This is a genomic window from Pseudomonas sp. CFBP 5748, from assembly GCF_053850495.1.
The window spans coordinates 617,596-630,199 of the sequence record NZ_JBSPTN010000002.1 but is presented as its reverse complement, the minus strand read 5'-3'; the positions used below and the strand labels follow the sequence as shown (position 1 = coordinate 630,199).

Genomic DNA, 12,604 nt, shown 5'->3' with positions numbered 1-12,604 from the left:
TGAAGCGCCGCTGATGACAGTCAAGCCGGGCGCGGCTCAACCTTCAGTCCGGGCAGGAGGGTGTCGCAAAAGAAAGTCGCGATGGATTCCGGAGAGCGCGGGCCACCGGGCTTGATCCACAAGTAGCTGTAGTGGTGGATACCAAGAATAGCCTTCACGGCTAACGAGTCAGATGTGCGGAAGGTCCCCTCGCTCACGCCAGCCTTGAGGATATTCGACCAGAGCTTTTCATACTGCCGGTGCAGGTCGAGCAATTCAGTCTGGCGCTCGCCAATGACCGAATACACTTCTCGAAAACACACCGTCATTTCGGCCAGGTGGGTGACAATCGTGCGCATCACGATGGCCGAGAATTGGCGAAATTTATCTTCTGCAGGCTGGTCGCTCTCGCACAGGGGCGTACCTTCTGCGATGAGCACCCGCAAATACCGGCTGGTGATTTCAAACAGCAATTCTTCCTTGCTGCCGATGTGGTAATACAGCGCGCCTCGAGCCAGGCCAGTGGCTTTTTCCAACTCAGCCATGCCGGTTGCGTGAAACCCGCGCGTCGAGAACAGCTGCGCAGCGATCTTCAGTATCCGCTCCTTAGTGCTTGTTTCAGCAGGTTCGGCGGCGACGACGGCGTTCTTTTTTCCCATGGGTCAATTCCAACCGGTTGAGCGCCAATCATACCCATGCGTGCGCGGTGAAGGATACAGACGGGCGAAGCTCATCCCATGGTTGCAGGAAGATAGTTGTATTGACCGATCGGTACAGAGACGTTTAACGTGTTTTTAAGGGCGCGGTGGCGTCAAGAGTTCTGAGAGCCTGCCTAGGCATTGGGATCGACCATGACAATAAGCAACCCCGTAACGAAGGCGTCCAGCTCGTCAGCCTCGGCAAGATTGATCGCGATGATCTGTTTCGCCATGCTCGCCTTTGCCGCGAACTCCTTGCTGTGCCGCCTGGCGCTTAAGCACACCGACATTGATGCTGCGAGTTTCAGCGTTGTCCGGCTGGCCAGCGGGGCCTTGGTGTTATGGCTGTTGTGTGCCTTGAGGCGGACCTCAACCATAGGCAAAGGCAGTTGGCAGGGGGCCGCTGCCTTGTTCGTTTACGTCTTCGCTTTTTCCTTCGCGTACCGTCATTTGGAGACCGGGACGGGGGCATTGCTGCTGTTTGGCGCGGTTCAGCTGAGCATGGTTCTGTACGGCATGTTCAAAGGCGAGCGGATGCACACGTTGGCAGTCGTTGGGTTTGTGCTGGCGATTGTTGGCTTGGTTAGCCTGCTGGTTCCAGGTGCCGCAGCACCTGACCCCGTTAGCGCACTCACGATGCTGTTATCGGGGGTGGCATGGGGGATCTACTCACTGCTTGGCAAAACTGTCGCCGATCCCTTGGCAACCACAACCGGCAATTTCCTGCGCTCGATTCCCCTGATCTTGATGGCAAGCGTGCCGTTTCTCTCAGCGTTGCGTTGGGATCCGCAGGGGATACTTTATGGGGTTCTTTCCGGCGCGCTAGCGTCAGGCGTCGGCTACGCGGTCTGGTACGTCGCGGTGCGTCATCTGGCAGCGTTTCAAGCCGCGACGGTGCAGTTGAGCGTGCCCATCCTGGCTTCGCTGGCGGGCATCGTTTTTCTGGGGGAAAGCCTGAGCGTAAGGATGGTGTTGGCATCCATTGCTGTACTGGGCGGCGTTGCGTTGGTGCTGGGTGGCAAGCATGGCAGAGCTACAGGCAGCTAGAGGCTCCGCTCGCTCAATCATGTGCGCCTGCGCGTGCCTGAATTTGTTCGCTCAACCACTCAAGGACTAGACTGGTGCCGCCCAGTCATAAGGCCCGTCAACCCATGCTTCTCGTCCCGTCAGATACCGCCGAACAGACAAAACTCACCCTTGAGGTGGTGCTGCGCTATCACATGGCCTGGAAGCACCGCGACCTGGAGGCGATACTCGCGCTCTATCACCCGCAAGTGCAATACAACGATTTTTTCCAGAACCGCAGCATGGGCCTGACCGAGCTGCGCGCCTACATCACCGGCACGTTGCCGCGCCATCCCGATGAATATCTTGAGCACAATGACCGCATCCGCGCTGACGGCTGCACGGCATTCATCCAGTACCAGACCGCTCTGAAGGGCAGTGGCGAGCGGGTGGTTTTTCGCACCAGCGAAGCAATCACCGTATGTGAGGGTCAGATCCTGCGTGTCAACGAATACGCGTCACTCGTGCGCGACGGCGAGCCCCACGCCGGGCGTCGCGCCCCCGCCATCAGTAAGCTAGGGCTCTCGGCGCGCCAGTTGAGTTTCATGGCGCGAGACTTGGCCGATTACTTTACCCGCCAACAGCCATTCCTGGATCCTGACCTGGATCTTGCTCGGATCGCCAGCGCCACCGGGTACAGCCGTAATCAGTTGTCTTACCTATTGAATCAAGTGCTCGGGCAAAGCTTCTATCGCTACGTGACTCAGGCTCGCTTGGCCTACCTCCTTGAACGCCTCGCCAGTTACGACGAAAACGCACCCATCGATGCCCTCGCAGTGGCTGCCGGATTCAATTCCACCTCGGCGTTCTACAAGGCTTTCCGCAGCCATACCGGCTGCACACCAAAAGCCTGGTTGAAGGCCAATTGCGCGCGTACCCGCAGATAACACAGGCCCCTTCGCTGCGCATTAAGCTCTGTCGGCAATCAAACGATGGAGCAGGTAATGGCTGGTTGGGGTGGTGTGAGTTTGTGGATGGAGCAAGTCGATGAGGTGCTGACGCCGCGTCCGGCGTTGCATCAGGATCTGCGAGCCGATGTGGTGATCATCGGTGCCGGCTACAGCGGCCTTTGGACGGCCTATTACCTCAAGCAGCAAGCACCGCACCTGGACATCGTCATAGTTGAAGCACAGATTGCCGGTTTCGGCGCCTCCGGCCGCAATGGCGGCTGGTTGATGGGGAATCTGCTCGGCGAAGACCGACTCCTGGGGCCCTTGCCCGCCGCCCAACGTCATGCAGGATATCAACTGCTGCACGGAATTCCCGATGAAGTGGCGCGGGTGTGCCATGTCGAAAGCATCGATTGCGAACTGCGTAAAGGTGGCGTGCTGTACTGCGCGGCGCGGTATCCCGAGCAAGAACGGCGCCTGCGCGAACAACTCGCTGCCGCCCGTGCGCAAGGCCTGGGTGAAGACGATTATCGCTGGCTGAACCCTCAGGCTTTGCGCGAACAATTGGATGTGGCCCAGGCGTACGGCGCCCTGTATTCACCTCACTGCGCGACCCTTCAACCTGCCCGGTTGGTACGGGGGCTAGCCGATGTCGTGGAACGCATGGGTGTGCGGATTTTCGAGCAAAGCGCTGTGCTCGACTGGACGGCAGGCCAAGTTCGAACCGAGCACGGTCGGGTGAGCGCCGATTGGGTGGTGCCGGCAGTCGAGGGATATGCCAGTGCCTTGCCCCCGTTAAACAAATATCAACTGGCCGCCCAGAGCCTGATCGTTGCAACTGAGCCGCTCCCGGCCGATGTGTGGGCCGAAATTGGACTTAGCCGTGGCCAGGCTTTCAGCGAAAACAGCCGACAGGTCACCTACGGTCAGCGCAGCCGCGATGACCGCTTGGTATTTGGTGCCCGCGGTGGCTATCGCTTTGGAGGTCGCCTGCGCAGTGACTTCAACCTCAGTCAGGCCGAACGTGAGTTGCGTCAGTACTTGTTTAGCGAACTATTCCCGATTTTGCGCAATGTTCGTCTGACTCATGCCTGGGGCGGCAACTTGGGCGTCGCGCGGCGCTTTCACCCGCACATGCTGGCCGACCGCCGCCAGAAAATTGCACTCGCCGGTGGCTATGGCGGCGAAGGCGTAGGCGCCAGCAACCTGGGTGGTCGCACCGTGGCCGCGCTGATTCTTGGTCAGGACAACGAACTGACCCGCCAGCCTTGGGTGTGGGCCGACCGTCCGCTGGCCTCGTTGCCACGCTGGGAGCCAGAGCCCCTGCGCTGGCTGGGTTACAACGCCATTATCCAGAGCTTTGTTCACGAGGATCGGATATTGGCCAACCTCCATGTACCGCGCTGGCGTCGCCGGATGGCCGAGGGTCTGGCGGGTTGCATGGAACGATTGATGAAGTCCAAGGAGCCGTTCCCATGAAGATCGATCATTTTCGCGACACCCCGCACTTGTCTCTCGGGGAATCGGGCGCTGTCGGCGTACCGCTGGGTGAGCCGGTTTCACAGGTTGCCACGACAAGCGTTGAACGCGATGACGGCGTCGAAGCCGGCGTGTGGGAATGCACCCCCGGCCGCTGGCGGCGACAGATCGTGCAACAGGAGTTCTGCCATTTCATCCAGGGGCGCTGCACCTTCACCCCGGATGGCGGTGAGGTCCTTCATATCCAGGCCGGCGACGCATTGATGTTGCCTGCGAACACCACGGGAGTCTGGGATATACAAGAAACCGTTCGCAAAAGCTACGTGCTGATTTTCTGAACTGCCTTCACCCATAACGTAAAGAACAAAGGTTGAGGTCTCGTATGTTGAAGTCGATCGTTCCGCTACTGTTGATCGCGTCCACCGCTCAGGCGGCAGACACCGTCAGGATCTACAACTGGAGCAGTTACATTGCCCCAGATACCCTGCAAAACTTTACCAGCCATACCGGGCACCCGACTCAGTATGACGTGTACGACAGCAACGAGGTCCTCGACGCCAAACTGATGGCCGGCCGTTCCGGGTATGACGTGGTGTTTCCCTCCAACCACTTCATGGCCCGGCAGATCAAGGCCGGTGCGCTGAAACCGCTGGACCGTAGCAAGCTGCCGAACTGGCAGAACCTCAATCCGACGCTGATGAAAGTTCTGGAGGCCAACGATCCGGGCAACCGATACGGTTTTCCCTACTTGTGGGGCAGCACCGGCATTGGCTACAACGTAGCCAAGGTCAAGGCAGTCCTGGGCGATGTACCGATAGACTCATGGGACATCGTGTTCAAGCCGGAGAACATGAAAAAACTCGCCCGATGCGGCGTAGCCATGCTCGACAACGGCCCCGAGATCCTTCCCATCGCCTTGAACTACCTGGGGCTTGAGCATCACAGCAAGGACAAGGCCGACTACGAGAAGGCCCAGGCCCTTCTGCTCAACGTGCGGCCCTATGTGAGTTATTTCCACAACTCCAAATACACCAGTGATCTTGCAACGGGTGACGTTTGCCTGGTCGTAGGGTTTTCCGGCGACGTGATGCAGGCGGCAGCAAGAGCCAATGAGGCCGGCAATGGCCAGCAGATTGCCTACGCCATTCCCAAGGAAGGCTCACCGATGTGGTTCGACATGGTCGCCATGCCTGCCGATGCTCCGAATGAAGCGGCCGGTTACGCGTTTCTGAACTACCTGCTGGACCCCAGCGTCATGGCTGACATCAGCAACTACGTGCACTATGCCAACGGCAACGCTGCCGCTGAGGGCATGGTCGACAAGGCCATTCTCAACGACCCGATGGTGTACCCGCCTGAAAGCGTGATGAAGAAACTCTTTGTGCTGGAAGCGATGCCGCTAGAGACCGACCGACTGCGCACGCGTGTCTGGAGCCGGATAAAAAACGGACAATAAAGCCAATCGCCGATAATGCGGGCAATCGGGTCATCGGCGGCAGGTCAGCGGTAAGAAAGCAATGCCTCACACAGGCACCATGACCGCTTGATGTACTCTGGAGGCAGGTCCAAAATTAAGTGTTTTCCTGCTCCGGCAAGAAAATAAAATCCTTGGACTTCAACGAGTCGGACACCAGATACGAGTCTCGTTTCTCGTTCAAAGATTCAAAAAGAGCCGCTCAGATCAGTGGCTCTTTTTGTGTCTGGAATTTCCCAGTGTCAGTGATTGTGTGACGATCGTCTGTGTTGTTTCCGCTTGCCCAGTTGCTGATGCGCTCGAAACGGTAGGAGCATCACTTAATCGGCTTCCCGTTTCTTGAATCGAGCTAAACCCTGTTTGATGAAGCCGGCTTTTTCCTTGATCGTTTGCAAAGCTCTACGGACATTGCGTCCGACCTCTTCTTCGTCTCGCTTTTCGATATGGAGCGTAAGCTCCATTATCGCTGCTTCTAGCTTGACCTGGTTCCGGTAGATTCTTTCTAGTACATTCGTCAGCGAATACGCTTCACGCATTTGTTTTCGCCTTCCTCTGAAAATTTCCAGCTTAGCACTCAGAAAACAGATGATGGCCACCCCGAATCGATATGAAGGCTGGGAGCAATCGCATTAATGATGAAGAATGATGCCTGGAGCCGAGCCGGTTTCCTGCAGCCGAAGCCCGATAACGTCTTTGTCTCTGAAGCAACCGTCATGCATTGGAGCCAGTACTAGGCGGGGGCTATTTAAGATATTCCATGCGTCGTTTGGCCTTGTAACAGTCATTGGTATCGATGACCTTCTGGTAATACTCTAAGCGCCGCGCACGATTGCTATCACCCTGTAGTCGTTAGATTTAAGCTTGATAATCACGACCGTTGCCCCACTGCATGGCGAAGCCCACGGGTTCCTCAGGCTTGCACTCAAGCCGAACAACAGGCTGTGGACAATATTTTTCGTAGAGCGGCATGGTGGTTTCTATGGCCTGCAAGGCTTTTTGGTACTCGGGTGTATCGGTAACGCCAAGCACCAAGAGGCAATTTCAAGTGCTGGCGGAGCGAAGCCTTGGGCGAGGCTTCGTTCGAACAAAGGGCAAGCTTTCTCTTTTATCACTTCGCTCGAAGATAGCATCGCGTAAATCAATCCGAGACGATATTGGGCACTGGTTCCCATTACGTCGTGGGCCACGAACTGCCTGAGTCGGCCACTGCCGAAGACGACGAACAGATTCACACCACCTTGCGACACAGTTGGGGTTTTCACGGGCGGGTCGCTAATAGTGAGCAGCTCCAAGTGCCGTTGACCTTCGCCCAGCATCGCCCCTGGCTGGACCGGTTTCTAGGCTGGTGGCGTTACGGAATCAAGGATTGGCAGGCGCGACCGAACACACCCGCGATCCTCTCCTTCACCTGCGAGCTTGGCCCGCCACCCTATGCGATCACGAGGCATGATGGGCGCGATATAACGGATCGCTGGGGCGAGGCGCTGATGCTGAAGGAACTGATGCGTGGTGTTTGGGATGAGTGTCAGGCGGGGCGCTGATCTGAGGCTGTGCCGAGCATTCTTGCACAGCCCCTTTGATCAGCCGCTCGATCAGGTGGGTATTAACCTCATCAGCCAGCGGGTGTCCCTCGAGCCAACCCGGCAGGCAGTTGAGAAAACGCGTGATGACATGCCCGACCGCTGCAGCTGTTTCTTGTGCACTTAAGGTATCGCTGAATACCGCGCGCAGAAACGCGTGTTCATAGCTGACGCGTTTGAGGGTGATGCGTTGCTTCTGAGCGGTGTCGAGGTAGGCAAAACCCTGTAATGCCAGTCGAAAATGCAGGGGCCGCTCACGGTGCAGCTGTAAGTGGGCGGCAATCAGGTCCAACAGTGGGTGGGCGCCAGCCGTTCGTTGCCGCACGGGCTGAACCAGCATGAGGAGTTCTTCGTAGAACTCTTCGATCAGATCGAACAACAGGGCTTGTTTGCTGGGGAAATGGTTGTACAGCGAGCCAGGGGCGATACCCACGTGGCGAGCCAGTTCGCGCATGCTGACCTGTCCGAATCCCTTGCTGACGAAAAGCTCCAGGGCCCGTTCCCGGATCGTGTCATACCCACCGCGAGTTTCAGCTATAGACATGAAAGCCACGTCCTGATTTTTTGCCTAGCAATCCTGCAGCGACCATCTCTTTGAGCAGCGGGGCGGGCCTGTATTTCGGATCGCCAAAACCTATTTGCAGGTTGTCCAGAATTCCCAGCACGGTATCCAGGCCAATTAGGTCAGCCAATGCGAGCGGTCCGATCGGTTGGTTGCAGCCCAGGCGCATGCTGGCGTCGATTGCCTGGGCATCGCCGTTTTCCTGAAGGACGAAGATCGCTTCATTGATCATCGGAATGAGGATTCGGTTGACGATGAAGCCCGGGCGATTCTGGGTGTGGATTGCGGTCTTGCCCAACTGTTCGACCAGTGCCCCGGCGGTGGAGCAGGTCGCGTCGCTGGTTTGTAAGCCACGGATCAGCTCCACCAGGCCCATGATCGGCACAGGGTTGAAGAAGTGAATCCCCATGAAGCGTTCCGGGTGCTCGATGCTCGCCGCCAATTCCGTAATCGATAGCGATGAAGTGTTGCTGGCGATCAGGCAATCCAGGCGAGCATGGGTGTCAACTTGCTGCAAGATCTTGCGCTTGAGTATCAAGTCCTCCGTGGCCGCTTCGATCACTACGTCCATTTCATCCAAGTCGGTGTAATGGGTCGAGGTATGGATACGTTGCAGGGTCTCGATGGCTTGCGCGGGGAGGAGTGTCCCTTTTTCAACTTGCCGGTCCAGGTTTTTTCGCACGATTTGCAGGCCCCGGCCGAGCGCCTGTTCATTGATATCGATGAGCAATAACGTATGGCCGGCTGCCGCGCAGGTTTGGGCAATTCCACTGCCCATCGTGCCGGCGCCAATCACTGCAATGTGCTGCAGGGTCATGTTGAGCACCTAAGGTTCGGGGGAAAGTGTGTGTCGACTAGTCACGCTTCATGCCGATCATCACGAATAGCGCGCGGGCGATTTGATCGCTCTTGTTACGCCAGGCATGTCGGGTTCCACGCTGGATGACAATCTCTCCGGGCCGGATCAGCTTTTGTTCGCCATTGTCCAGTTCCAGCCAGAGTTCACCCTGGAGCAGGATGCCGTAGTCAATGGTCGGGGTCGTGTGCATGCCCGGGTGGTCCGGTTCAAAGCATTCGAACAAGCCGGGCAGGGCACCCCCCAATTCCTCGATCATCTGTCCGACATCCGTCGGGTTCTGCATCACGGTGTCCGGGGGAAAATCATAGATTGCCAGGCTGGTTTCGCCCGGACCGGGCACCAGGGAAGGGTGCCTCAGGGTGGGGTCCTGCTGAGCGCCGGCCGTTCCGACTGTTGAGCCGGTGGACCAAAGGTGCGCCATGGCATGGCCGGGAATGGACTCAAAGACACAAGACCGCGGGGCAGCGTCATCGCTGATGAATACGGATTGGCCTGTGGCATCCAGACCGGTGACGACTCTTCGGATTTTCATGGCATTCCCCTGGTGTTGTTGGGCGGGCATCACGTAGCCCCGCCGTTGTGGTGAGCAGGTGTCGTTAATGTCAGGGGCAAATGACGTAGTTACTGAAGCCTCCCTGGCGATTTTCGATACCGGTAATCGCGTCGTTCACCTTTTCAAGGCTGAAGGCCGTGTTTTCGAAGAATGAAAGATCCAGCGTTCCGGACTCCACCATGTCCGCCATGGCTTGTCCTTGCCCAGTAGTGAACCAGGCGGAACCGCTGATCTGGATGTCGTTGTCCATGATCCAGTGCAGATCGATGGGGACCTCACCTGCGATAGCACCAATATTGACCAGATGACCGCCGCGGTGAATGGATTTGAGGGCTTGGGTCAGGGTCTCGTGGGGTGCGCCTGGGCCCAGAGCATCGATCACCACATCGACACCTTCACCGTGCGTAACTTCATTGACCCACTCATGGGTTGGCAGCGTGCCCAGGGTGTGGATTTCAATCCGGCCTGGCGTGGCGAGATCTTTCACCCGTTGGAAGAGCTCCTGGTTGCGGGCCGTGCCGAGGATCTTGCGAACGCCCATCGCCAGCGCCAGGGCGACGGCGCCCAGGCCGAGCGTGCCGCTGATGCCATTGATCAACAGGGTGGTGCCAGGCCCGACATTGGCCTTGAGCATTGCCTTGTAGGCGGTACCCAGGTAGCCCAGTCGCGCGGCCGTCTCGAAGCTGAGGTTATCGGGCAGTTTCACCAGGCTGTATTGCGGAGCAGGGATGTACTCGCAAAGACCACCGTATGGATAGTCTTCGAACATGCGCTGGCTTTTTGGCGTGAAACCGAAATAGCCATTGAAGGTATAGGCAGTGCAAGCGATGGTATTGCCCGCACGACAGGCTCGGCAGGAACCACAATGGCGGCCCGGATTGACGTAGACCCGGTCACCAACCTTGAAGTCGTAGACCTGTTCGCCTACTGCCTCGATGACTCCCGTTGGGTCAAGGCCGAAGGTCGCCGGCAGTTTCGGCAGAGGATTTTGGGGGAACCATTTAACCCAGTTGGTCAGGATGTTATGGAGGTTGGGGACGATTCCGCAGGCCTTGATCTTGACGAGCACTTCAGTTGGACGAATGCCCGGTACGGGCAACTGCTCGATGACCATGGGTTTGCCGCCTTCATACAGGCGTGCGGCGCGCATCGTTTTTGCAGTCATGATGTTCTCCGATACTCATATTATTTTTGTCGTGGTACGTAATCCGTGGAGCGACACTTCAAAACCCTGGCATCAACGTAACCCGTCTTCGCCCTTCACTTCGGCAGCACTCAGGCCGCCCAGCCGCGCATGAATCCTGCCGCCGGTGGCCATGGCCAGGCCAAAAGCGATTTCGCCACGGCGAGGACCATCCCACACGGTCATTTCCGCCACACCAAAATGACTGCGGACATAAGCTGCCTGGATATGTCCCAGCGGAATCATCACCCGGCAACCAGGGCCACCGATAGTCTTGCCCGCTGGAACGATTGCCTTGGGGTTGCCCAATGCTTCACGCATCGCCCAACCCCCGGCTTCGTGCCAGACCGCACCGTGCTCCAGTTCGCCGTCTTCACCAACAATTGCGCCCTTGCCATAAGCTTGCACTTGCGAGGCACCGCCCAGCGCCTGGATCAATTGCTCCGACAGTTGTGCGCCTAATCCCCTGAGCTCCTGCATGAAGGGCAGCAGGTCTTCTTCATATCTGCCGGCGTAGGGATTGGCGACCACAGCGGTAGCGACCGCGATGCGCAATGGTGTTGATATACGGGGGCCTCCCTCGTGGAATATTTCTTCGATGTCCAGTTTGATCTTACGAACCATCACCAGCGACATGCTTGCCTCCAGAACCAGGAGCCTCATGGGGCTCATTATTTTTTTTCGCGACCTTTTGCATTATGCATTTAATGATGTATGGTGCAAGAAATTAGTTTTTGTGCATAAAAAATAGGAGAGGAACATGAAGCTGATTTCGTACCGCAAAGAAGGGAAGGCCCATTTTGGCGCCGTGTCAGGTGATGGGGTGGTCGAGCTGACCCGTCGTTTTGCGCAAGTTCCGGATCTTGCCTCGTTTCTGGCCAATCGATTGCTGGTACAGGAGGCACGCAAGATCGTCGAGACCGCCCAGGCCGATTATCCGTTTTCCAGCATTCAACTGGAGGCTGTCATACCTAATCCCGGCAAGGTGATCTGTGTGGGCATCAACTATGTGGCTCATGCCGAAGAGGCCGGCCGGAAGGTCGGGGAATTTCCAGTGATATTCCAGCGATTTGCCGAAACGCTATTGCCCCACGGCGAACCACTGGTCAGGCCCAAAGTTTCAGAGCAGTTCGACTTCGAAGCTGAGTTGGCCGTTGTCATTGGTAAAGGTGGCGCGCACATCGATCCGGCCGATGCAATGGACCATGTGGCGGGTTACACCTGCTTTAACGATGCCAGCGTGCGGGATTGGCAGTTCCATACGCACCAGTACGGCATGGGCAAGACATTCAGAAAAACTGGCGCACTGGGCCCCTGGATCATTCCCGCGTCGGAAATTTCCGATTACCGTACGCTGGTGGTACGGGGCATTCTTAACGGTGAGCAACTGCAGGAAGGCAGCCTCTCGGAGCTGGCTTTCGACATTCCACATTTGATCTCCTACGTGTCCAAGGCGCTGCCATGGAACCCTGGCGACATTCTGGCAACCGGTACGCCGAGCGGGATCGGTTTCAAGCGCAAACCGCCGATTTTCTTGAAGCCGGGTGATGTGTTCGAAGTGGTCATCACTGAAATCGGGACCCTATCGAACGGCGTCATTGACGAAGCCTGAGCGTTGTCCTCTACACAATCATAAGAAACTGGAGGTTCCACATGCCCGCCTTACCTACTATCAATTTCACCCATTCCGGCGTGTTCTGCTCAGACTTGGATCGGATGGTCGACTTCTATTGTCGCGTCCTGGGTTTCATCGTCAGCGACAAAGGCGTGGCCTCGACAGGGCATCGTCTTTTCTTCATGACGCAGAATCCAGAGCTGCATCATCAGGTCGTGCTGTTTGACGGGAAGCCTGTTGATCTGCCGTTCAACCCGATCAATCAACTGTCGTTCCTGCTCAATTCGTTGGATGACCTGAAGGCGTACTATCAATTCGCCAAAAAAAGCGGCATTGAGGGCATCGCCCAAGTGGACCACGGGAATGCCTGGTCGATTTATTTCAAGGACCCTGAAGGCAACCCCGTCGAGATGTATGTCGATACACCGTTCTATACCGCTCAGCCGTGCAAGGAACCTCTGGATCTCGAGCTACCGACCGAGGTCATTCTGGCCCAGACCGAGGCAATGTGCAGGCGCCGTCCAGAGTTCCAGACGCGCGCGCAATGGATGGACTCCATTCGCACGAAGATTGAGGAGCAGCGGGTCCGAATCGTCTGATCGTTCCATCCGGTAAAGACGATATCTGGTTGATGAACAGACGTTGTGATTGGCATCAACCAGCACTC

General features: G+C 57.2%; 14 protein-coding genes and 1 pseudogene. 8 read left to right on the top strand and 7 right to left on the bottom strand.

The window, feature by feature from the left end; translation table 11 throughout:
* Positions 1 to 20: 20 nt before the first annotated feature.
* Complete coding sequence (locus ACWNZ1_RS07505) at positions 21 to 638, bottom strand: TetR/AcrR family transcriptional regulator (protein ID WP_025214418.1); 618 nt, start codon at positions 636 to 638, stop codon at positions 21 to 23.
* Between the two features lie 192 nt (positions 639 to 830).
* On the opposite strand from ACWNZ1_RS07505, the gene ACWNZ1_RS07500 reads away from it, so the two are divergent.
* From ACWNZ1_RS07500 to ACWNZ1_RS07480, 5 genes are all read left to right on the top strand, one after another.
* Complete coding sequence (locus ACWNZ1_RS07500; RefSeq protein WP_456027536.1) at positions 831 to 1,724, top strand: DMT family transporter; 894 nt, start codon at positions 831 to 833, stop codon at positions 1,722 to 1,724.
* Between the two features lie 104 nt (positions 1,725 to 1,828).
* The gene (locus tag ACWNZ1_RS07495) at positions 1,829 to 2,629 is read left to right on the top strand and encodes a helix-turn-helix domain-containing protein (protein ID WP_030141819.1); all 801 of its coding nucleotides are present in this window, start codon (positions 1,829 to 1,831) and stop codon (positions 2,627 to 2,629) included.
* A gap of 57 nt (positions 2,630 to 2,686) precedes the next feature.
* Entirely contained in the window at positions 2,687 to 4,111 is a 1,425-nt protein-coding gene (locus tag ACWNZ1_RS07490; protein WP_456027535.1) for an NAD(P)/FAD-dependent oxidoreductase, read from the top strand.
* Entirely contained in the window at positions 4,108 to 4,449 is a 342-nt protein-coding gene (locus tag ACWNZ1_RS07485) for a cupin domain-containing protein (RefSeq protein ID WP_095962590.1), read from the top strand. The genes ACWNZ1_RS07490 and ACWNZ1_RS07485 overlap by 4 nt, the downstream gene beginning before the upstream one ends.
* 44 nt (positions 4,450 to 4,493) lie before the next feature.
* Positions 4,494 to 5,567: a polyamine ABC transporter substrate-binding protein gene (locus tag ACWNZ1_RS07480; RefSeq protein ID WP_063680200.1), complete on the top strand. Its 1,074-nt coding sequence runs from the start codon at positions 4,494 to 4,496 to the stop codon at positions 5,565 to 5,567.
* A 338-nt stretch (positions 5,568 to 5,905) separates the two neighbouring features.
* Here ACWNZ1_RS07480 and ACWNZ1_RS07475 read toward each other — a convergent pair whose 3' ends face one another.
* Positions 5,906 to 6,121, bottom strand: a complete 216-nt coding sequence (locus ACWNZ1_RS07475; protein ID WP_041020391.1) for a hypothetical protein — start codon at positions 6,119 to 6,121, stop codon at positions 5,906 to 5,908.
* A 615-nt stretch (positions 6,122 to 6,736) separates the two neighbouring features.
* Here ACWNZ1_RS07475 and ACWNZ1_RS07470 point away from each other — a divergent pair.
* Positions 6,737 to 7,126: pseudogene (locus tag ACWNZ1_RS07470) on the top strand (sugar phosphate isomerase/epimerase); the annotation flags it as partial.
* Here the strand turns inward: ACWNZ1_RS07470 and ACWNZ1_RS07465 are convergent.
* The 5 genes from ACWNZ1_RS07465 to ACWNZ1_RS07445 all read right to left on the bottom strand — a co-directional run bounded on the left by ACWNZ1_RS07465 (position 7,023) and on the right by ACWNZ1_RS07445 (position 10,958).
* Positions 7,023 to 7,709: a TetR/AcrR family transcriptional regulator gene (locus tag ACWNZ1_RS07465; protein WP_082343550.1), complete on the bottom strand. Its 687-nt coding sequence runs from the start codon at positions 7,707 to 7,709 to the stop codon at positions 7,023 to 7,025. The pseudogene ACWNZ1_RS07470 and the gene ACWNZ1_RS07465 sit on opposite strands and share 104 nt — an antisense overlap.
* Positions 7,696 to 8,544, bottom strand: coding sequence for a 3-hydroxyacyl-CoA dehydrogenase NAD-binding domain-containing protein (locus tag ACWNZ1_RS07460; RefSeq protein ID WP_095962593.1), 849 nt, complete (start codon positions 8,542 to 8,544; stop codon positions 7,696 to 7,698). The genes ACWNZ1_RS07465 and ACWNZ1_RS07460 overlap by 14 nt, the downstream gene beginning before the upstream one ends.
* 37 nt (positions 8,545 to 8,581) lie before the next feature.
* Positions 8,582 to 9,118, bottom strand: a complete 537-nt coding sequence (locus ACWNZ1_RS07455; protein WP_052435068.1) for a cupin domain-containing protein — start codon at positions 9,116 to 9,118, stop codon at positions 8,582 to 8,584.
* A gap of 70 nt (positions 9,119 to 9,188) precedes the next feature.
* Positions 9,189 to 10,304, bottom strand: a complete 1,116-nt coding sequence (locus ACWNZ1_RS07450; protein WP_456027534.1) for an alcohol dehydrogenase catalytic domain-containing protein — start codon at positions 10,302 to 10,304, stop codon at positions 9,189 to 9,191.
* Positions 10,305 to 10,376: 72 nt separating this feature from the next.
* Positions 10,377 to 10,958: an amino acid synthesis family protein gene (locus tag ACWNZ1_RS07445; RefSeq protein WP_046061936.1), complete on the bottom strand. Its 582-nt coding sequence runs from the start codon at positions 10,956 to 10,958 to the stop codon at positions 10,377 to 10,379.
* Positions 10,959 to 11,082: 124 nt separating this feature from the next.
* On the opposite strand from ACWNZ1_RS07445, the gene ACWNZ1_RS07440 reads away from it, so the two are divergent.
* Both ACWNZ1_RS07440 and ACWNZ1_RS07435 read left to right on the top strand, forming a co-directional pair.
* On the top strand, positions 11,083 to 11,934 hold the full coding sequence (locus ACWNZ1_RS07440; protein ID WP_046061935.1) for a fumarylacetoacetate hydrolase family protein: 852 nt from the start codon (positions 11,083 to 11,085) through the stop codon (positions 11,932 to 11,934).
* Positions 11,935 to 11,975: 41 nt separating this feature from the next.
* Entirely contained in the window at positions 11,976 to 12,536 is a 561-nt protein-coding gene (locus ACWNZ1_RS07435) for a VOC family protein (protein ID WP_046061934.1), read from the top strand.
* Positions 12,537 to 12,604 lie beyond the last annotated feature (68 nt).

Excerpts from the sequence above, each read along its gene's own strand:
- ACWNZ1_RS07500 (WP_456027536.1), top strand. The coding sequence starts at position 831 with ATGACAATAAGCAACCCCGTAACGAAGGCGTCCAGCTCGTCAGCCTCG.
- ACWNZ1_RS07435 (WP_046061934.1), top strand. The coding sequence starts at position 11,976 with ATGCCCGCCTTACCTACTATCAATTTCACCCATTCCGGCGTGTTCTGC.
- ACWNZ1_RS07505 (WP_025214418.1), bottom strand. The coding sequence starts at position 638 with ATGGGAAAAAAGAACGCCGTCGTCGCCGCCGAACCTGCTGAAACAAGC.
- ACWNZ1_RS07485 (WP_095962590.1), top strand. The coding sequence starts at position 4,108 with ATGAAGATCGATCATTTTCGCGACACCCCGCACTTGTCTCTCGGGGAA.
- ACWNZ1_RS07480 (WP_063680200.1), top strand. The coding sequence starts at position 4,494 with ATGTTGAAGTCGATCGTTCCGCTACTGTTGATCGCGTCCACCGCTCAG.
- ACWNZ1_RS07475 (WP_041020391.1), bottom strand. The coding sequence starts at position 6,121 with ATGCGTGAAGCGTATTCGCTGACGAATGTACTAGAAAGAATCTACCGG.
- ACWNZ1_RS07445 (WP_046061936.1), bottom strand. The coding sequence starts at position 10,958 with ATGTCGCTGGTGATGGTTCGTAAGATCAAACTGGACATCGAAGAAATA.
- ACWNZ1_RS07465 (WP_082343550.1), bottom strand. The coding sequence starts at position 7,709 with ATGTCTATAGCTGAAACTCGCGGTGGGTATGACACGATCCGGGAACGG.
- ACWNZ1_RS07440 (WP_046061935.1), top strand. The coding sequence starts at position 11,083 with ATGAAGCTGATTTCGTACCGCAAAGAAGGGAAGGCCCATTTTGGCGCC.
- ACWNZ1_RS07460 (WP_095962593.1), bottom strand. The coding sequence starts at position 8,544 with ATGACCCTGCAGCACATTGCAGTGATTGGCGCCGGCACGATGGGCAGT.
- ACWNZ1_RS07490 (WP_456027535.1), top strand. The coding sequence starts at position 2,687 with ATGGCTGGTTGGGGTGGTGTGAGTTTGTGGATGGAGCAAGTCGATGAG.
- ACWNZ1_RS07455 (WP_052435068.1), bottom strand. The coding sequence starts at position 9,118 with ATGAAAATCCGAAGAGTCGTCACCGGTCTGGATGCCACAGGCCAATCC.
- ACWNZ1_RS07495 (WP_030141819.1), top strand. The coding sequence starts at position 1,829 with ATGCTTCTCGTCCCGTCAGATACCGCCGAACAGACAAAACTCACCCTT.
- ACWNZ1_RS07450 (WP_456027534.1), bottom strand. The coding sequence starts at position 10,304 with ATGACTGCAAAAACGATGCGCGCCGCACGCCTGTATGAAGGCGGCAAA.